Genomic DNA, 19,376 nt, shown 5'->3' on the forward strand with positions numbered 1-19,376 from the left:
AATGAAAGCGACAGTCTTACAAAAAATTGTTGATGATAAAGTTGACTATTTAATTGAACGCAAAGCCCAGCAACCGTTAGAAAGCTTTATTGCTGAGGTTCAGCCTAGCCAGCGTAGTTTCTATAACGCACTAAGCGCCAAACGCCCTGTTTTTATTTTGGAGTGCAAAAAAGCGTCTCCTTCAAAGGGCTTGATCCGTGCTGACTTCGACCCTGCAATGATAGCCAAGACATATGCACCATATGCGAGTGCTATTTCCGTTCTCACTGATGAAAAATATTTTCAAGGTAATATGGATTACTTAACGATAGTCAGTAACACCGTAAAGCAACCTGTATTATGCAAAGATTTTATCATTGACCCATACCAAATCTACCTTGCACGTTACTACCAAGCGGATGCCATTTTATTGATGTTATCTGTCTTAAATGATGATGAATATATCGCGTTGGCTGAAGTTGCTCATCAACTGAGTATGGGGATATTAACGGAAGTCAGCAATGAAGAAGAATTAGAGCGAGCAATTCGGTTAAAAGCCAAAGTGGTTGGCATCAATAACCGAGATTTACGCGACCTTTCTATTGATTTAAATCGGACTCGTGAGCTCGCGCCTCGCTTAGCAGAAGAAACGATAGTGATCAGCGAGTCAGGCATTCATCAACATCAACATATTCAGTCACTGAGACAGTTTGCAAATGGTTTTTTAATTGGTAGTGCACTAATGGAGCAAGCTGACTTAGATAAAGCCATTCGCAGCCTGTTAGTTGGGGAACATAAAGTCTGTGGTTTAACCCGCGAACAAGATGCAAAAGCTGCATTTAAAGCAGGAGCACACTACGGTGGATTAATTTTTGCTGAAACCTCCCCGAGAAAAGTGACGTTGTCACAGGCGCAAACTATCATCCATGCTGCGCCGTTAAAATATGTCGGTGTTTTTCGCAATCAGTCCGCCGATTTTGTTGCCCATATTGCCAAACAGCTTGCGTTATCTGCGGTGCAACTACATGGTGAAGAAGATCCTTCTTATATCAATATGTTAAAAACATTTTTACCAAACTACTGTGAAGTTTGGAAAGCGCTTGATATGTCAAGAACAACTTTAAATGACTATGACACACAAGACATTGATGTGTTACTACTGGATAACGGACAAGGTGGCACAGGTAAAACCTTCAATTGGTCAGAAATCCCTTCATCTGCCTCACAAAAAATAATGATTGCGGGGGGACTTACGCCTGATAACTGCCTAGACGCTGCAAAGTTACTGTGCAACGGATTAGACTTTAATTCAGGGGTTGAAATTGAACCTGGTATAAAAAGTGAACAAAAAATAAATTTGGTGTTGTCAGCGTTGTTAGCCGAATCAACGGCTCACTAATACACAACGAAAAGATAAAACTCCAACACCAATTAATGTAACTGTTAAAATGGACAATAAATCATGAGTAAATTAGATCCGTATTTTGGCGAGTTTGGTGGGCAATATGTCCCAGAAATTCTGATCCCTGCATTAAATCAATTAGAAGACGCGTTTATCGACGCACAGAATGATGCTGAGTTTATTCGTGAATTTCACGACTTACTAAAAAATTATGCAGGTCGCCCTACTGCACTAACATTATGTAAAAACTTAACTGCCGGTACAAAAACAAAACTCTATTTAAAACGCGAAGATTTACTGCACGGCGGCGCACATAAAACCAACCAAGTATTAGGCCAAGCGCTACTGGCTAAGCGAATGGGAAAAAACGAAATTATTGCAGAAACAGGTGCTGGGCAACATGGAGTTGCTACCGCACTGGCTTGCGCATTATTGAATATGAAATGCCGTATCTATATGGGCGCTAAAGATGTTGAACGACAGTCTCCCAATGTATTTCGTATGAAATTAATGGGTGCTGAAGTTATTCCTGTTCATAGCGGTTCGGCAACCTTGAAAGACGCGTGTAATGAAGCATTAAGGGACTGGTCTGGCAGTTATGATAAAGCCCACTATTTATTAGGAACTGCGGCGGGTCCACATCCTTATCCAACAATTGTACGTGAATTCCAACGTATGATTGGTGATGAAGCCAAACAACAAGTTCTTGAAAAAGAAGGTCGTTTACCCGATGCTGTCGTTGCCTGTATTGGTGGTGGTTCAAATGCAATCGGTTTATTTGCCTCTTTTATTCCAGAAGAAAATGTGAAACTAATTGGTGTTGAACCTGCTGGGTTAGGTATTGAATCAGGCCAACATGGTGCGCCATTAAAGCATGGTCGTGTTGGAATTTATTTCGGTATGAAATCACCGATGATGCAAACCAGTGAAGGCCAAATTGAAGAGTCATATTCCATCTCTGCAGGATTAGATTTTCCTTCTGTCGGGCCTCAACATGCTCACTTAAATAGTATTGGTCGCGCAGAATATGTTTCAATTACCGATGACGAAGCCTTGAATGCTTTTAAATTGTTATCACGTAAAGAAGGGATTATTCCAGCATTAGAATCTTCTCATGCCCTCGCTTATGCATTAAAAATGGCAGAGCAAGAACCCAATAAAGAACAATTATTAATCGTCAATTTGTCTGGCCGTGGTGATAAAGATATTTTTACAGTGCATGATATTTTAGCCAGCAGAGGAGAAATTTAATGGAACGTTATACCCAACTTTTTAAACGTTTAACTCACGATAACCAAGGGGCATTTGTTCCATTTGTCACATTAGGTGACCCTGATGCTGAATTATCATTGAACATTGTTGATGCCTTAATTGCTGGTGGCGCTGATGCATTAGAAATTGGTATTCCATTTTCTGACCCATTGGCCGATGGCCCGACTATCCAAAATGCGAATTTACGCGCATTTAAAAGTGAAATCACCCCGACAATTTGTTTCGAGTTACTAAGTCGTATTAGAGAAAAACACCCTACTATTCCGATTGGCTTATTAGTGTATGCAAATTTAGTCTTTACCAATGGTATTGAAAATTTTTATATTCGCTGCGAAAAAGCAGGTGTTGATTCCGTATTAGTTGCAGATGTCCCGATGTCCGAATCACAACCATTTCGTGAAGCTGCATTGGCACACAACATTGCTCCTATTTTTATTTGCCCACCCAATGCCAATGATGAATTACTGCAACAAATTGGGAAATATAGCCAAGGTTATACTTATTTGTTATCACGTGCAGGCGTAACAGGCACAGAAAAACGCGCTGAAACGCCATTAGCTCATTTATTGAGTCAATTAAATCAGTATAACGCGGCTCCTGCCCTACAAGGTTTTGGGATATCTGAACCTGAGCAAGTCAAAGAAGCGATTAAAAATGGTGCAGCAGGTGCAATTTCTGGTTCAGCCGTGGTTAAAATCATCGAAAACAACTTAAATCGCCCTAATGTTATGCTTACATCATTAACTGAGTTTGTTGCAAAAATGAAAGCAGCAACACAGAAATAGGCTAAACAATAAATAGTAATCAAGTCATACTTAAGTTTATTGGCTTGATTACTTAAATCATATAATTAAATTTTGTCTGGGCGATTTTTAATCCTTTTAACGTTATTTTTAGAAATATTATTTAAATATATTCAGTATTTTTCAGTTTAAAATTCCTCAAATAGTTCAAAATAACTAATCATAATATTTATTAATATAAACCACCAATATTAAAATTAACAGATACGTGTTATTACACTAGTATTTCCTCTTATCATGTCTGTAGCGGAGTAAGTGTTACCATTTGATTATATTATCATTTTACGCGCTAAATATATAAAACACTATTTATAGTATAATATGGGAGTATTACTCTCCCTATATTTCTTTGACTCAACTTAAATACAATTAAATTTTAATGAAAATTAATATAACGCATAATCCTTATGCTTTAATGGAATTTTAATTAGCTATTTTTAATTTTATCTATAGTCTATTTTAGGGATATTTATGAAACTTTCTACCAATCATTCTATCACTCATCCTATGATGAGAGTTAAGCCACTCTTTTTAAGTGTGTCTGTTATTTTAGGATCGATATCTATTGCTCACGGTGCAGTTGTTAATACCAATGGTGCTGGCGTAATAAATCAAAGTAATGGTCCTACTATCGTTCATATTAAAGGCGCAAGTGACAAAGGTGTTTCACACAACATTTATAGCCAATTTGATGTTGACCAAAAAGGGGGTATTTTAAATAACAGTACAACCAACACGAATACCACTTTAGGGGGACAAATTAATGGCAACTTAAATTTAAATAATGGTAATGGCCCTGCAAAAGTTATTTTAAATGAAGTTAATTCAAATAAAGCAAGTACTTTAGGCGGTATGATTGAAGTCGCTGGTGATAAAGCGCAAGTTATTGTTGCTAACGCATCAGGCATCACATGTAATAACTGTGGTTTTATTAATACCGATCGGGTGACTTTAACAACAGGTAAGCCAATTGTTGCTGGTGGTGAAGTTCTTGGCTATAACGTTGAAAAAGGTCAGATTATTATTAATAGCCGCTTACAGTCAGATTCCCCTACTGATATTATCGCTCGCTCTGCAGTGATCCGTGGAGACATTCACGCCAAAGAAATTAATGTTGTAGCAGGCAATAACTTTGTTGATGCAAAAGGTAATTACATTACTAAGGTACAAGGCGTTGGGTCTGCCACGCGAATTGGTGTTGATGTCGCGGCTATGGGGGGGATGTATGCCGATAAAATTACGCTAGTTTCCACGGAAAGTGGAACTGGTGTTTCTAATAACGGAAACTTAATTGCGGGAACTGGTGGAATTAACATTGACTCAACTGGCTTAGTGTATAACCAAGTTGGAAAAATGAATGCAAATGGTAATATCAATATAAAATCCAATGGGTTATATAATACAGCGACTATTGTAGCGAATGGTGATGTTGATATTAATGCACAAAACTCAGTTCTGAGTAATGTGAATGGACAGATTAAGTCTAATGGTGGCAATCTCAAACTGGCTTCAGCTACGAGTGTTGATAACCGAAGTGGTATTATTCATGCTCAGCAAGACATGAACATCGCGACTGCAAATATTGTTAACACTAACGGTTCAATTAAAACTAATCGTGGAAATATTGCAATTCGTGCGACAGGTAAGATTGATAATAACTATACCCTACGTAATAACGTCATTAATGTAGACGAACGAGGAATTCGAGCAGGCGGTGATTTATCAATTGATACGACAACACTTGCAAATAATAACTCTACGTTATCAGGCCGTGATATCACAATAAATGCCCGTAATACTGTCGCGAATGATAATAGCTCGCAGATTCTAGCTAAAAGAAAAATCGATATCGATTCTGTTACGTTACAAAACAATAACTCACTGATTAAATCCACTAATGGACAGACCAATATCACCCTATCAAGTAACCTAATAAATAACGGTTATGCTGCAATCGATAGTGGAAAGGCATTGAATATCAAAGCTAACATCATTTACAACCAAGGTTCACTCGTTTCTGGTGCGGGCAAATCAAAATTTGATATTTATTCTCTTAATAATCAGTATGGATTTATCAAAGCAAATAATTTAGACATTAAAACCACCCATTTAGGTAATGGGAGAGGCTTAATCACTGCAGATTCAAATGTGGTTATTAATGCAACAAGTGCTGATAATAGCTACGCCAGCGGGTTTAATAGTTACGCGAGTAAATTTGGTGTTGCTGGCCAAACAGGTGGGATCTATGCAAAAGATGGTTCAGTGACCATCAAAGCCGACAGCTTGAATAACTACTCGGGTGTTATTGCTGCTAACCAAGCACAAAAAGCGCCAACCAAAGGTAACATTGATATAAAATTAAGAAATGACCTAGATAACCGTTATGGTAAAATCCAAGGTGCAAATAATGTCACATTAGATGTAAATAAGTTAAATAATACTTACTCTGGTACTGTTGACGCTGGTAAAGATTTAACTATCGATGCCTTTACTCGTGTAGATAATAATAATGGTCGTTTAAGTTCAATGGGAACGACTAAAATTACCAGTCCTGTAATTTATAATAGCCCTTATGGACAAATTCTAGGTTCAATGATTATTTTAAATACACCTAATTATTACTAATTAGGTAAAACAAGGAGGCTATTTGCCTCCTTATTATTTACTCCAAGCCAGAGTATTAACAATATAATAAATAAAATTATTTTAGCACCATAAATGTCCCTTAAGCCCCTCTAATTATTACTCATATTAACAGTAAATAGAATCGTTCCAAGCCTAAGTAAAAAAACCTATTTAATCTAATATAGAGTATTCATTACCCATTGATTTTATTGGGGATAAATAAAACACCCATAGAATAAATCGTATTATTTGCATTTCCAGTAACAATCTCCAAAAGTATTTATACTAACTCAATCAATTTAATTAATTTTTATTTTCAATGCATTTAAAGCATAATTAAAAATACGAAAAGAAAAAACAACTTAATAATATTTTTATTATAGGGATATAAATGAAAACCTTTTCAAAATAAAGCCCTGATGGCAAGTTAATAAGATAGTTCTGATAAAATATTGTTCATTAGCAATTTTCTTTATTATATTTCCTAACATAAAAATAACTTTAATATTTTTAAAAATTAATGTGGTGCACATGAATTTTCGATTTATTTTTTTATTGTCAACGCTATTACCTTTAGCTGTATCAGCTAATACCGCACAAATTATTGACCAACAAATCAATAATCAAGCTAGCCAAGATCGCTCTCGCCAACAACAGACTCAACTTGAAGCTAAAGATGCCTTAGGTAAAACCAGAGAACCCTCAAATAATATTTTAATTTTTGATGATGAGAAAGATTGTTTTGAAATGAAACAAGTAGTCTTACTTTCAGAACCTAAACTCCCCTCAATGAGACCTTTAGAAGCTTATGCAAGCCAAGTTGTCGGAGTTTGTATCGGTATCAATGGAGTTGAAACCTTAGCAAAAGGCTTACAAGATAAAATAATTAAATCAGGCTACGTCACAACACGCGTTAATATTCCAGAACAAAACATCAGTGAAGGGACTTTAACGCTCCAAATTATTCCAGGTAAAGTTGCGAATGTTAAACTTGCCGAAGGTAGTGATACTTATATTACTTTAGGGGCAATTATGCCTGCTAAAGAAGGAGACATTCTGAATATCCGTGACATTGAACAAGGTTTAGAAAACCTTGAACGGATCCCTGGTGCAAAGGTCAATATTGAACTTGCACCAGGTAAAGAGTTTTCCACCTCTGATATTTCAATACAAAGAGAAAAATCATCTCACTTTAATGCAGGTGGATATTACAATAACTCAGGAAGTCGCCAAACAGGTAAAGACCAAGTTGGAGTGACTTTGTATGCTAATAACCTAACGAGTTTAAACGATACTATATATGTATCTGCAGGAAAAAATGCAAAAAACCAAGCACGAAATAGCACCAGTAATGCTTCTATTTATTATGCTGTTCCCTATAATTATTGGCTTTTCTCATTGTACGCAAGTAAAAGTGACTATAAACAAACTATTAATGACTCTGTACTCAGCTATAAGTATTATGGTGACAGTAAATATTATAACGCTACGGCCAGTAATGTCTTTTTGCGCGGTCAAACGTTTAAAGATACAGCGTCAATCCAATTGATTAAAAGAAAATCAAAATATAAGTTGGAGGATGTCACCCTACTTTCCCAACAACGAGACCTTACCAGCCTTAAACTGGGTGTTAGCCACCGCCAGAATATCAACAATTCTACCATTGATGCATCATTATACCATCAGCGCAACGTACCCTGGTTTGGTGCCGAAGAAAGCTGGGATATGAAATATGGTGATGTCAGCACCATGAGCCGTGTTTATACTGCCGATATTTCGGGTATCTTCCCCTTCTCATTTGACAATTTTATTATGAGTTATAACCCACAACTGTTTGTGCAATATTCACGAGACCGTTTAACTATTCAAGATCAATTTTCGTTAGGTAGCCGTTGGACTGTTCGTGGTTTCGATGAAGAGTTTTCACTGATCGGTGATAAGGGTTTTTACCTGCGTAATGAGTTTAACTTTTATATTCCTGGCTTTTCCTTTTATCCCTATTACGCTATTGACTATGGTCGAATACTTGGGGGGGTTTATCCGCTAGGTCTCTATTCTGATGACCAACTATTAGGAACGGCTATTGGTATGAGAGGTAATGTTAATATATTCAGCTATGACTTATTTTTAGGCGCACCACTTTATAAACCTGATGAATATGAAACTAGTAGCGTCAATGCGGGGTTAAATGTGCAATGGTTTTGGTAAGTTAATATCTTAAAATTTAATCATACCTTAAAGCTGAATATCACTCCTATATTCGGCTTTTTATTTTTATGTAGATAATGCCGATATTTTGTTATTCAATCTTATTTATCTTAATAAAATAAGATAACCAATAAGTGTATTTACTTTATTATCACGCTATACACCAATTAATATATTATACCATCATCAATCTTTATGGTTATTATTTTACTGCCAGGTTGTTAAATATATGTTTGTAGTTCATGGAAATTGAAAAATCCGAGAATACGAATATTCTCGGATTTCCTACTTCACTCTAATCCATCAGAATTCAGGTATTACCTGTATTGCATCCTATCAAATTCTTAGAAACGGTAACCCGCACCGAACATAAATACAAATGGGTCTAAACGAGTATCAACTTTATACTGTTCGCCACCTGCTTTAAATTTCACATCCGTTTCAATATTCATCCACCAAACAGAGGCGTTTAACATCCAGTTATCAGTCAGCATGTAATCCATACCAGCTTGAGCTGCAAAGCCCCAAGAGCTTGATAAGTCTAGATCTGATAAACCGTTAGTTTTCCCTGTTGAGTTAAATTTCTCATCAAAGAAGAAGGTGTAGTTAACACCTGCGCCTAAATAAGGGCGTAATTTATCTTCTTTACTACCAAAATAATATTGCGCCATTAAAGTTGGTGGTAAATGTTTAACAGTTGCAATTGTACCTAAAGGCCCTACGCCAACTTTGTGTTCAAACGGAGTTGCTGCTAATAATTCCACACCGATATTATCAGTGATCATATACCCAAACGTTAAACCTAATTGAGTATTGTTATTAACATCAAATGAACCTAAACCTAATACATTTTCAGAACCTGCATTTGGGCGTACTGTTGCAGTACCTGTACGGAAAATAAAGTCGCCAGCTTCATGAGCAATAGAAACTGCTGGAGCTAAAGTTGCAGCAGCTAATACAAGCGCAGTGAGTTTTTTCATTATCAATCCCATTCCTGTGTTTTTATTTTAGGAAAATATACCGCATTATTTAAATTGATGTTCAAATCAAGATCACATCTTTTACTAATTTAGAGGTAAACCAATAAATATGGATTTATTATTTCATTTATTATTTTTTTAATTTTGATTTAAATCAATTTTTGGAAGATAACTAACAAAATAAAAATTTGATTTCGAAATATATATATTTATTTCGAAATTTAAACATATATTAAAAATGCAACTTATATAATTTCATTTATTTGGTTAATTAAATTCAATCATTATGTCCATTATATTTGTCTTAACCTCCCGAATTTTATTATCTTTCTCTACCTCTAGGCGTGATACTCGGTTACAATTGGCATAAATTTTTGATCCCGTTTGTAGATAGGAGCAGTGTCATGTCCATTTCGGCCAACTCACTCATTAGTGATAGTATCAATTTCTTTAAAAATCAATTGAGTGGCCTCTTCACCATCGTGCTTTTAGCCACCGTAGTGAGCCTCGTTATCTATGCGGTGATGATCCCAAGTGAACAGATGATAGGCGTTCTGGCACAAGCACAAAGTCAGATGATTGAATCTGGTAATTCGGGGTTACAAGACTGGATTTTAGGTCTATCTGAAGAAGAAAAAAGTAGTATTTTGCGTGTTTCTTTCGGGTTGATCCTCTCCGTCACTTTTGGAAGTTTGTTCCTTATTTGTGGCACATTGTCCTATATCTCTGGTATGTCACGCGGTGAAGATATGACAGGGCTACAGGCAATAACTTCATCACTGAACAAAGCACCTTCTATGTTTCTTCTATTGGTCGTCTGTTCTCTGCTTATCCAGTTAGGCATCACAATTATGGTTCTACCTGGTATTGTGTTAGCTATTGGTTTTTCCTTAGCACCAGCGATTTTAATAACAGAACGTACCAACCCTTTCAGTGCGATGGGAAAAAGCTGGAAAATGGCTTATGCAAATTGGCGTGTTGCCTTACCGATGATTTTAATTTGGATGGCAGCTCAAATGCTTATTAGTGTTCTATTGGGTAACCTTAATATGAATCACATTGTTATTAATGGCATCTCGTTTTTACTCAATAATGTTGTAGCAGCATTCGCTTTAATTTACTTTTATCGTTTATATATGCTAATCACTAAAAATTGATTTATTGATTTTCAGCTGATAACCCAAAGCGGGAAAAACAGCGCTTTATCTCGCTTTGGCAACAACTTCAAGTATCGAAAGATACCTTTTTATTTACATTATTTTTTAAGCATTATCTGAGCGAATATCCATCGGTGTAATTCGACTTTCACAATCATGTTCCAATATACCGAAATCCTTTTGGCACTCTTGTGCTTTTCTTTCTTCAACGCATTTCATTTGAATTTGTTGCTTACTTTGAATTAAACGGATTGCAAAATAGATATCCGGTACCACTAATAAGTCATCATCTGAACGATTGATTTTATTTTGTTCTAGCCAACGATTAAGCGACGTTCTGCGCCCTGCTAATACTAAAGTTACCCCTTTCGCCTTCAAAGATGTCACAATATCATTCAAGGTGGAAAATACGCTCACATCATTGTGTGTGAAGCTGACCGCAGCATCCACAATCACCCAAGCAGGCCTCTTTCGTTGATTATCTAAATGTTTATTTAAACGTTCTTTAAAGTAATTAACATTGAAATAGGTAAGTGGAGAATTGAAACGATAAATCAATACGCCATCAACTTCTTGAATATCATTTTCTGATGTCATCGAGTGCAACATACCATGCTCATCAACACCGAGTAGTTGATCTGTAGGTCTAAATATAATTCGGATAAACTGCAACAAACCTAATAGAACAGCTAAACCTACACCACTAATCAAGCCAACCACCAGCACTGCACATAGCGTGAAAATACATAAGAAAAAAGCTTCTCTATTGCGTTTTCGCATTGATAAAATACTGCGAAAACTGAGTAATGAATACGTTGAAATAATCAAAACTATCCCTAAAGCAGGCATTGGGATATATTCCAATAAATTCATAGAAAAAAGTAAAACTGCTAAGATGGTTATTGCGGCAACAAGGGAAACTAATTGCGTTTTCCCCCCCATCATATCATTCACCGCAGTACGGCTACTCGCAGCACTAACAGCAAAACCCTGACCAAAAGCAGAAGCAATATTTGCCATTCCTAGCGCTTTTAGTTCTTGGTCTGCATCAACGGTATAACCGTTCTTGCTCGCAAAACTACGAGCTGTCATCATAAAGCTAACAAAACTGATCACAGCCAAGTTTAATGATGGAATGACAAGGTCTCGAAGTAAGCCAGGCGGAAAATCTGGCATTGGGATATATGGAAGTCCTTCACCTAAATCCCCAACCGTGCTAATACCATATTGCTCGAGATTAAATAGGATACTTGCCGCTGTTGCCAACACCATTGCAATTAATAACGATGGCCATTTACTACGCACTCGCTTAATCAATAGAGTAATGACCAATGTTGCAATGGCAACTAATAATGTCGGAATATGAGTTTCCACTACCGCTAATGGTAATGCTATTAAGCGTTCAATAAACCCTGAAGGTAACGTACTGATACCAAATACTTTACTGATTTGGCTGACGATAATAGTGAGAGCAACCCCATTTAATAAGCCCTGTAATATCGGTCTGGATAAAAAATCGGCAAAAGTCCCTAAGCGAAATTTCGCTGCAATCAAACACCAAACCCCAGTCATAAAACTCATGACAATAATCAGCTGCCAACGAACAGTTTCATCCCCCATGGCAAGAGGTGCGACTGCGGCTGCAATTACAGCACATGTAGCGGCATCAGGACCGATAATCAATTGTTTCGATGTGCCAAATAATGCATAAAAAAACATCGGTAAAATACACGAGTACAGCCCGACAATCGCATTTACCCCCATTAACTCGGCATAGGCAATAGCAACGGGCAAGGCAACTGCAGCAACAGACAGCCCAGCTTTAACATCAGGTCCTAAATCTGAACGTTGATAGTTAAATAACGTTTTTAAACCTGGCATCCAGACAAATAGCTTTGCCTTTATCATCGGGGAAAAGCACCTATAAATTAGCAAGTTAAATTATTTTATATACTATATATATCCGAACTAATAAAGTTTATCTAGAAGTAAGTCAAATAATCGTAAAATAGTGCAAATATGATTGGTAACAAAGCATGTTTATTGGTAAAAAGGTGCAAACTTTTAACAATTAAAGCCAAAATCGGTTAAACTACTCCATTATCTTTACGTTGAGGCGCTGTATTCACTGTTATGAAACAACTTATTGATTTTATTCCTTTGATAATCTTTTTTATTGTCTATAAAAGATACGATATTTTCTATGCGAGTGGCGCATTAATGGTGGCCACTCCTTTAGCGTTATTAGCAACTTATCTTATTTATAAGAAAGTTGAAAAAGTTGCAAAAATTACCTGTGCAATCGTAATGGGTTTTGCGGCTTTAACTCTTATTTTCCATAGTGATGCATTTATTAAATGGAAAGTCACTATTATCTATGCTGCATTTGCTGGTGCATTACTCTTTAGCCAATGGTTTACTGAAAAACCACTCATTCAGCGCATGTTAGGCAGTAACCAAGAAATAAAACTTGCAGATAGTTATTGGAATAAACTTAATAGTGCATGGGCTATTTTCTTTATTTTCTGTGCACTTCTGAATATTTATGTTGCTTTCTGGATGGCTCAAGATATCTGGGTTAACTTCAAAGTCTTTGGTCTGACAGCAGGAACATTAATATTTACTGTACTGAGTGTGGTCTATATCTTTAAAAATATGGTTAAAGAGCCTGTAGAAAAACACGAAGAATAATTTATAAATAAAGTTAAAAACCTGCTAATTGCATCTTGCTTAGCAGGTTTTTTTATATGTTAATAGCGCTTGTCACCAAATGCTTTTTCAATTTTTTTATCTGTATTGTACTGTGATAATGCATATACCGACCAAATAGCGGCGGGTAACCAACCAATCAGAGTGATCTGCAAAATTAAGCAAATGATCCCAGCAAAGGGGCGCCCTATCGTAAAAAACTGCAACCAAGGTAATAATATTGCCAATAACAATCTCATTTCATACCTCTAAATTAATCAATAAAATTCATATTACTGAGTATAGCTAATTCAATCAGTTGGCTAAATATAAAAAACACTTCTTGCTTTTTCTTTGCAAAAGTTGATCTTTTTATCATATTTAGCAGTCGTTTATTAATAATAGGTATCATATTTGTCTTATTTTTGCAGCAATTCACTCAAATAGTCATTATCAATCAATAACTACGAGGTTCAGGTTTACTATTACCTATGTAATTTGTTATAAATGCAAAATCAAAAGTAATAACCCTTTTAATAAGAGTCTGATATGCAATTGCCGAACGGTGAGTTGGTTTTACGTACATTAGCCATGCCCGCGGATACGAATGCGAATGGTGATATTTTTGGTGGCTGGTTGATGTCACAAATGGATATAGGTGGGGCTATTTTAGCGAAAGAAATTGCGCTAGGACGAGTAGTTACTGTGGCGGTAAATGGGATTAAATTTCAAAAGCCGGTTGCCGTAGGTGATGTTGTTTGTTGCTACGCACGCTGCCTAAAAACGGGGAAAAGCTCAATTACAATTAATATTGAAGTTTGGGTAAAAAAAGTAGCAACCGAGCCCGTTGGTCACCGCTATCGTGCAACCGATGCCGTATTTACCTATGTTGCCGTTAATGACGATAGCACCTCTCGTTCATTACCCAAAGAAAAGCAACATTTTCAATTAGCCAGTTCTGAGCAACACGCAGACTAAACTTTAATACCTATCTTAAAATATAAATAAAACAAAAAGCACCTCATTAATTAAAGGTGCTTTTTTATTTTGCAAGAAAAGAACACTTATACTTGGCTAACGGTTCCATCCAATTTGAAATAAATTTCGGTCACATAGCCTTTTGCAGGTTGCTTTTCAAAAGTCCAACGGTTCATAGCACGTTTAACATCCCGCTCGAATAACCCTTTAGGTGAAGCTTCAACAAATTCAATATTCGTCACTCGCCCACCATCATCAATATCATAACGGACTTTCACATAACCTTCTTTACCTAAACGACGTGCACGTTCAGGATAGGAAGGTGCCTGTTTATGCAGAGCCCTAGGGCCACCTTTTTTAGTTGATTGACTATTACTTGCCCCAGTATTGTTAGCTGTTTTTATTGGGTTGTTATTCGTTTTCGGTGCAGTAACATCTGATTTTAGGTTATTCATAGCCAATTGCTTTTCAACCGGCTTCACATCTTCTTTAACCTTTTTCTTTTCTTCTTGTTTTGGCTTAGGTTTTTTCTTTACCTCAGGCTTTTTCTTAGGTAATGCAATAACGGGTTCAACCACAGGTTCGGGCTCTGGCTCAATAACGGGTTCAGGCTCTGGCTCTACCGGTGTTTCAACCTGCTCAACAGGTTCAGAAGCAGGTTCAGGGGCAGCAAAAGCAACCATAGCAATCGTCAATGGCTCAGGGTCTCTGGCCAAATTAGGTTGATTAAAAATCCATGCCATTGCAAGGCCCGCATGAATAGATAATGAAATGACGATAATTAAAGTCCAACGCATCCAACGCATATGCAATTTCTACCCTACACCTGTCTACCAAAAAGAATATGACTGATAGTTTAAATGCAAATAGCAATCATATTCAATAAGGTTTGTCATACAAAGTGAAAAATGTGAGTGTACGCTGTAATAACCTTACTCAATCCATTGGGTAAAAAGTAGGGAATGTCGACGATGGTAAATATCAATTTTACGCATTGCATAGATGCGCATGTTTCGCCTTGAATGCCCTTCTAGCCAGCGTCTGCGGCGACGTAGGGATTGTCTCAACATACGCCAACGCCCTACTTCATGCCTACTACGTCTCATTTAATTGTGTCCTTTTATCGTCTAAAAATTATTAGAAAAAAATATTATATTCCTTTGAAAAAAAGAACCAAGAGGAACTTTTTATGTGCGCTTAGAGCACAATATTTGATTTCACATTGATAATATCACCTTACACAACCATTTTTTCCTTATGAATTACTCTATTTCACGAAGCTTTTACTGCAGAATTTTGCTAAATTCTATTAAGTTGATATTTTGCTAACAGTTTTTTTAGCTAAACTATCTTTTTTTGAACCTTTTTTCTTATCAGTGAGGCATGTGACCCGTTATGGCAACCGTCTATACACTTATGAGTTGGCTTTTGTTCTTCCTATATTGGCTAATTATTGCAGCAATTACAGTCCGCATCTTAGTCAAAAGAAGGCCGGTCACCTCAGCCATGACATGGCTCCTGATCATTTATATTCTGCCATTAGTCGGTATTATTGCGTATGTCGCCTTCGGCGAACTTCACCTCGGTAAACGTCGAGTCGATAAAGCTCATGATATGTGGCCTTCTGTCGCAACATGGTTAGAAAATCTACGAAATTCAAAGCATATCTTTGCCACTGATAACAGCCCCGTCGCTGAGCCATTATTTCAATTAGTTGAAAAACGCCAAGGTATTGCTGGGGTTAAAGGTAATAGAATTCAACTTTTAACCACTTGTGAAGATTCATTAAAAGCAATAGTCAATGATATCAATAATGCTCAGCACTCGATTGAAATGGTCTTCTATATTTGGCAACCGGGTGGTTTAGTTGACGGTGTTACCGAAGCATTACTCAACGCTGCAAAACGGGGCGTTAAATGCCGTATTATGGTGGACTCTGCGGGAAGCTGGCACTTTTTCCGTAGTGATTACCCCGAAAAAATGCGCGCTGCAGGCATTGAGTTTATAGAATCACTAAAAGTTAATTTGATGCGTTTCTTCTTGCGTCGGATGGATTTACGTCAACATCGTAAAATAGTCGTTATCGATAACTATATTTCATATACAGGTAGTATGAATATGGTTGACCCTCGTTATTTTAAACAAGATTCAGGGGTTGGTGAATGGGTTGACATTCTAGTGCGTATGGAAGGCCCAGTGAGTACCACATTAGGTATTGTATATGCTTTTGACTGGGAGATGGAAACTGGCCAACGCGTACTTCCACCACCGCCTGATAGTAATATTATGCCTTTTGAGCAAGCGAATGGCCATACAACACAAATTATCGCCTCCGGCCCAGGCTTCCCAGATGAGCTGATTCAACAATCGCTAATGACCGCCATGTTCTCTGCGCGCAAACAACTGATCATGACGACTCCTTATTTTGTACCTAGCGATGACCTTTTACATGCAATTTGCACGGCAGCAATGCGGGGTGTTGATGTCAGTATTATTATGCCAAGGCAGAATGACTCATTCCTTGTCCGCTGGGCAAGCCGTTCATTTTACAGTGAATTATTAGCAGCTGGCGTTAAGATTTACCAATTCGAAGATGGCTTATTGCACACCAAGAGCGTATTAGTTGATGGCGAGCTCAGCCTAGTTGGCTCAGTCAATCTTGATATGCGCAGTTTATGGCTCAATTTTGAAATCACCGTGGTCATTGATGATAAAAGTTTTGGTAGCGATCTCACGTTAGTTCAGTATGATTATATTGCGCGTTCAACTCGTTTAGAAATCGAAGAGTGGGAACAACGCCCTTTCTGGAACCGTGTCGTTGAACGCATTTGCTACTTCTTTAGTCCATTGTTATAAATTAAGTTTATTAGGAAAGGTCATGACTGAAATACAAAATACACCGTTAATCGATGAAGATGATATAATTGAAATCGCTTATGACCTTTTTCTTGAAGGGGCAATGGATAATTTAGAGCCGGCTGACCAATTAATTTTTGCGTTGCAGTTTGAAGAGTTAGGTGCTGCAGAAATTGTCCCTTTTAGTCATAACTGGCAAAATATTATTAATGATGACATTGAATTAGCACAATTAAGTGAAGTGGTTATCGGGTTAGCTCAAAGCCCTGATGCCGAGCTAGACGATGTCTTTGCCCGCGTATTAATTAGCCGCCACCCTTCTAAACCGTTTCACCATATCCTGTGGAAAAAATAGGAATATCACTATTCAGATTATTCGATAAAAAAACAGAGCACTTGGCTCTGTTTTTAACTTACTTGGCATCTATAACGGACTAAAGAGGGTCAATTTTCAAACAAGACACCGCATGTTTGAAACTCCCTTCTAATAATGGCCTGGTTTTTGCGCATTCTTCATCTGCTAATGGGCAACGGGTTCTAAATACACAACCTGAAGGCGGATTAATTGGAGATGGCAATTCACCTTCTAAAAGCTCTATCACCTTATTTTTTTCTTTATCGGGATCAGGAACTGGCACCGCAGACATCAAAGCACGTGTATAAGGATGCAATGGGTTATTATATACCTCATCATAGGTACCAAGCTCCACGGCATGGCCCAAATACATCACTAACACACGGTCAGAAATATGCTTAACGACTGCCAAATCGTGTGCGATAAATATGAGGGATAATTTCATTTCACGTTGTAATTCTTGCAATAAATTAACAACTTGTGCTTGAATTGACACATCTAATGCCGAAACGGGCTCATCGCAAATCACAAGCTTAGGTTCCAAAATCAATGCTCTTGCGATACCAATACGCTGGCATTGCCCTCCAGAAAACTCATGGGGATAACGGTTAATTAAGTTTGGTAATAAACCAACCCGCATCATCATTTTTTTCACTTTTTCGGTGATTTGTGATGGTGGCATTTTAGGATGATATGTTTTTAATGGTTCGGCGATAATATCGCCAATGGTCATTCGCGGATTAAGAGAAGCCAATGGATCTTGAAAAATCATTTGGATATCACTGCGAACGCTGCGCCACTCTTTATCGGTTTTACCTAATAAGTTCTGCCCAAGCCAACTTACAGTGCCATCCGTCGCTTTCACTAACCCAATGAGTGCTCTAGCAAAAGTGGATTTTCCGCACCCCGATTCCCCAACCACACCTAATGTTTCACCTTCATATAAACGCAGAGTGACGCCGTCGACAGCTTTGAGGCTTTTGTTTGGCTGCCAAAACCACTGTTTTTTATCTCTAATCTCAAAATGGACTTTAAGATCATTCACTTCTAACAATACAGGCCTATTTTCATGGGTACTCATACCAACTCCTCCAGCGGCTTAAAGCAGGCTCGTAACCGCGTTTGACCAAAAGTGGTTAATGCAGGTTCTTGTTCAACACATTGCTGAACGGCGTATTGGCAACGAGGTGAAAATGGGCAACCTTTAGGTAAACGTAGTAAATTAGGCGGGTTACCGGGAATGGTCGCTAAACTCTCGTCATCTCCATCAAGGCGAGGAACAGCAGCTAACAAGCCAAGTGAATATGGATGAGATGGCTGATAAAAAATATCCTTAGCGGTACCATACTCCATCGTGCGCCCCGCATACATTACGAGAACTTTATCACATACCCCAGCGACGACCCCAAGGTCGTGAGTAATCAAAATAATCGCAGTATCAAATTCCTGTTTTAACTCATTGAGCAAAGTCATAATTTGCGCTTGTACTGTCACATCAAGTGCCGTCGTAGGTTCATCAGCAATCAACAACTTGGGTTGACACAATAATGCCATTGCAATCATGACTCGTTGTCTCATTCCTCCTGAAAATTCATGTGGATACATACTCATCCGCTTACGTGCTTCAGGCATTTTAACTGCATCTAACATACGAACCGATTCTTCGAAAGCCTCCCTTTTACTCATGCCTTTATGTAACATGAGAACTTCCGACAGTTGCGTACCAATTTTCAAATAAGGATTCAATGATGTCATTGGGTCTTGGAAGATCATTGAAATCTCTTCCGCTCGCATCCGGTTTAATTCTTTTTCTCTTAAATTCAAGATCTCACGGCCGTTAAATATGGCAGAGCCATTAATCTTGCCATTTTTGGCAAGCAAGCCCATCAGAGCGAAAGCTGTTTGTGATTTTCCTGAACCGGATTCACCAACAATTCCTAGCGTTTCCCCCGCACTTAATTCAAAGTTCAATTTATTTACGGCGGTAACGTCACCATCTTGGGTCGCGAATGTCACACTGAGATCTTTCACGGATAACAGAGGGCTTTTCATTGAGTTATTTGACATATTGTT

Annotated in this window: 17 protein-coding genes; 10 read left to right on the plus strand and 7 right to left on the minus strand. The window is 37.6% G+C overall.

All coding sequences use genetic code 11. The features are described from left to right. Position 1: 1 nt before the first annotated feature. The 5 genes from trpCF (at position 2) to PSF09_RS07610 (ending at position 8,289) form a co-directional block, all read left to right on the plus strand. Entirely contained in the window at positions 2–1,378 is a 1,377-nt protein-coding gene (gene trpCF, locus PSF09_RS07590) for a bifunctional indole-3-glycerol-phosphate synthase TrpC/phosphoribosylanthranilate isomerase TrpF (protein ID WP_272683701.1), read from the plus strand. A gap of 63 nt (positions 1,379–1,441) precedes the next feature. Then, positions 1,442–2,632, plus strand: coding sequence for a tryptophan synthase subunit beta (trpB, locus tag PSF09_RS07595; RefSeq protein WP_272664829.1), 1,191 nt, complete (start codon positions 1,442–1,444; stop codon positions 2,630–2,632). Next, entirely contained in the window at positions 2,632–3,438 is an 807-nt protein-coding gene (trpA, locus tag PSF09_RS07600; protein WP_272683702.1) for a tryptophan synthase subunit alpha, read from the plus strand. The genes trpB and trpA overlap by 1 nt, the downstream gene beginning before the upstream one ends. 489 nt (positions 3,439–3,927) lie before the next feature. Beyond that, positions 3,928–6,081: a two-partner secretion domain-containing protein gene (locus tag PSF09_RS07605; protein WP_272683703.1), complete on the plus strand. Its 2,154-nt coding sequence runs from the start codon at positions 3,928–3,930 to the stop codon at positions 6,079–6,081. Between the two features lie 531 nt (positions 6,082–6,612). Next, the gene (locus tag PSF09_RS07610) at positions 6,613–8,289 is read left to right on the plus strand and encodes a ShlB/FhaC/HecB family hemolysin secretion/activation protein (RefSeq protein ID WP_272664826.1); all 1,677 of its coding nucleotides are present in this window, start codon (positions 6,613–6,615) and stop codon (positions 8,287–8,289) included. Positions 8,290–8,633: 344 nt separating this feature from the next. Here PSF09_RS07610 and ompW read toward each other — a convergent pair whose 3' ends face one another. Then, the gene (gene ompW, locus PSF09_RS07615) at positions 8,634–9,269 is read right to left on the minus strand and encodes an outer membrane protein OmpW (RefSeq protein WP_272664825.1); all 636 of its coding nucleotides are present in this window, start codon (positions 9,267–9,269) and stop codon (positions 8,634–8,636) included. Between the two features lie 404 nt (positions 9,270–9,673). Between ompW and PSF09_RS07620 the strand changes: the two genes are divergently transcribed. Next, positions 9,674–10,426 (plus strand): YciC family protein, encoded by a 753-nt coding sequence (locus PSF09_RS07620; RefSeq protein WP_272683704.1) that lies wholly within the window; start codon positions 9,674–9,676, stop codon positions 10,424–10,426. Between the two features lie 105 nt (positions 10,427–10,531). Here the strand turns inward: PSF09_RS07620 and PSF09_RS07625 are convergent, their stop codons facing one another. After that, positions 10,532–12,334 carry a SulP family inorganic anion transporter gene (locus PSF09_RS07625; RefSeq protein ID WP_272683705.1) on the minus strand — a complete coding sequence of 601 codons (1,803 nt, stop codon included), beginning with the start codon at positions 12,332–12,334 and terminating at the stop codon, positions 10,532–10,534. 225 nt (positions 12,335–12,559) lie between these two features. On the opposite strand from PSF09_RS07625, the gene PSF09_RS07630 reads away from it, so the two are divergent. After that, positions 12,560–13,117 (plus strand): septation protein A, encoded by a 558-nt coding sequence (locus PSF09_RS07630; RefSeq protein ID WP_210838709.1) that lies wholly within the window; start codon positions 12,560–12,562, stop codon positions 13,115–13,117. A 59-nt stretch (positions 13,118–13,176) separates the two neighbouring features. Here the strand turns inward: PSF09_RS07630 and PSF09_RS07635 are convergent, their stop codons facing one another. Further along, positions 13,177–13,374, minus strand: coding sequence for a YqaE/Pmp3 family membrane protein (locus PSF09_RS07635; RefSeq protein WP_004911118.1), 198 nt, complete (start codon positions 13,372–13,374; stop codon positions 13,177–13,179). A gap of 289 nt (positions 13,375–13,663) precedes the next feature. Here PSF09_RS07635 and yciA point away from each other — a divergent pair, with 289 nt between their 5' ends. Continuing rightward, on the plus strand, positions 13,664–14,092 hold the full coding sequence (gene yciA / locus PSF09_RS07640; RefSeq protein WP_004911119.1) for an acyl-CoA thioester hydrolase YciA: 429 nt from the start codon (positions 13,664–13,666) through the stop codon (positions 14,090–14,092). Between the two features lie 86 nt (positions 14,093–14,178). Here yciA and PSF09_RS07645 read toward each other — a convergent pair whose 3' ends face one another. Together PSF09_RS07645 and PSF09_RS07650 are read right to left on the minus strand one after the other, a co-directional pair. After that, positions 14,179–14,898, minus strand: a complete 720-nt coding sequence (locus tag PSF09_RS07645; RefSeq protein WP_198634851.1) for a TonB family protein — start codon at positions 14,896–14,898, stop codon at positions 14,179–14,181. Between the two features lie 126 nt (positions 14,899–15,024). Continuing rightward, positions 15,025–15,198, minus strand: coding sequence for a YciY family protein (locus PSF09_RS07650; protein WP_004254127.1), 174 nt, complete (start codon positions 15,196–15,198; stop codon positions 15,025–15,027). Between the two features lie 289 nt (positions 15,199–15,487). On the opposite strand from PSF09_RS07650, the gene cls reads away from it, so the two are divergent. Next, on the plus strand, positions 15,488–16,948 hold the full coding sequence (cls, locus tag PSF09_RS07655) for a cardiolipin synthase (RefSeq protein WP_117162234.1): 1,461 nt from the start codon (positions 15,488–15,490) through the stop codon (positions 16,946–16,948). Positions 16,949–16,970: 22 nt separating this feature from the next. Next, on the plus strand, positions 16,971–17,303 hold the full coding sequence (locus PSF09_RS07660) for an HI1450 family dsDNA-mimic protein (RefSeq protein WP_272664821.1): 333 nt from the start codon (positions 16,971–16,973) through the stop codon (positions 17,301–17,303). Between the two features lie 79 nt (positions 17,304–17,382). On the opposite strand, the gene oppF is transcribed toward PSF09_RS07660, so the two are convergent. Together oppF and PSF09_RS07670 are read right to left on the minus strand one after the other, a co-directional pair. Beyond that, entirely contained in the window at positions 17,383–18,384 is a 1,002-nt protein-coding gene (oppF, locus tag PSF09_RS07665; protein ID WP_004254119.1) for a murein tripeptide/oligopeptide ABC transporter ATP binding protein OppF, read from the minus strand. Beyond that, positions 18,381–19,370: an ABC transporter ATP-binding protein gene (locus PSF09_RS07670; protein ID WP_272664820.1), complete on the minus strand. Its 990-nt coding sequence runs from the start codon at positions 19,368–19,370 to the stop codon at positions 18,381–18,383. Before PSF09_RS07670 ends, oppF begins: the two co-directional genes overlap by 4 nt. Between the last annotated feature and the right edge of the window lie 6 nt (positions 19,371–19,376).

This window comes from Providencia sp. PROV141 (assembly GCF_028481645.1).
In the GTDB taxonomy this organism is placed as follows: domain Bacteria; phylum Pseudomonadota; class Gammaproteobacteria; order Enterobacterales; family Enterobacteriaceae; genus Providencia; species Providencia rettgeri.

Excerpts from the sequence above, each read along its gene's own strand:
- PSF09_RS07625 (WP_272683705.1), bottom strand. The coding sequence starts at position 12,334 with ATGATAAAGGCAAAGCTATTTGTCTGGATGCCAGGTTTAAAAACGTTA.
- ompW (WP_272664825.1), bottom strand. The coding sequence starts at position 9,269 with ATGAAAAAACTCACTGCGCTTGTATTAGCTGCTGCAACTTTAGCTCCA.
- yciA (WP_004911119.1), top strand. The coding sequence starts at position 13,664 with ATGCAATTGCCGAACGGTGAGTTGGTTTTACGTACATTAGCCATGCCC.
- PSF09_RS07605 (WP_272683703.1), top strand. The coding sequence starts at position 3,928 with ATGAAACTTTCTACCAATCATTCTATCACTCATCCTATGATGAGAGTT.
- trpA (WP_272683702.1), top strand. The coding sequence starts at position 2,632 with ATGGAACGTTATACCCAACTTTTTAAACGTTTAACTCACGATAACCAA.
- PSF09_RS07620 (WP_272683704.1), top strand. The coding sequence starts at position 9,674 with ATGTCCATTTCGGCCAACTCACTCATTAGTGATAGTATCAATTTCTTT.
- PSF09_RS07645 (WP_198634851.1), bottom strand. The coding sequence starts at position 14,898 with ATGCGTTGGATGCGTTGGACTTTAATTATCGTCATTTCATTATCTATT.
- PSF09_RS07650 (WP_004254127.1), bottom strand. The coding sequence starts at position 15,198 with ATGAGACGTAGTAGGCATGAAGTAGGGCGTTGGCGTATGTTGAGACAA.
- trpB (WP_272664829.1), top strand. The coding sequence starts at position 1,442 with ATGAGTAAATTAGATCCGTATTTTGGCGAGTTTGGTGGGCAATATGTC.
- PSF09_RS07610 (WP_272664826.1), top strand. The coding sequence starts at position 6,613 with ATGAATTTTCGATTTATTTTTTTATTGTCAACGCTATTACCTTTAGCT.
- PSF09_RS07630 (WP_210838709.1), top strand. The coding sequence starts at position 12,560 with ATGAAACAACTTATTGATTTTATTCCTTTGATAATCTTTTTTATTGTC.
- trpCF (WP_272683701.1), top strand. The coding sequence starts at position 2 with ATGAAAGCGACAGTCTTACAAAAAATTGTTGATGATAAAGTTGACTAT.
- PSF09_RS07660 (WP_272664821.1), top strand. The coding sequence starts at position 16,971 with ATGACTGAAATACAAAATACACCGTTAATCGATGAAGATGATATAATT.
- oppF (WP_004254119.1), bottom strand. The coding sequence starts at position 18,384 with ATGAGTACCCATGAAAATAGGCCTGTATTGTTAGAAGTGAATGATCTT.
- PSF09_RS07635 (WP_004911118.1), bottom strand. The coding sequence starts at position 13,374 with ATGAGATTGTTATTGGCAATATTATTACCTTGGTTGCAGTTTTTTACG.
- PSF09_RS07670 (WP_272664820.1), bottom strand. The coding sequence starts at position 19,370 with ATGTCAAATAACTCAATGAAAAGCCCTCTGTTATCCGTGAAAGATCTC.
- cls (WP_117162234.1), top strand. The coding sequence starts at position 15,488 with ATGGCAACCGTCTATACACTTATGAGTTGGCTTTTGTTCTTCCTATAT.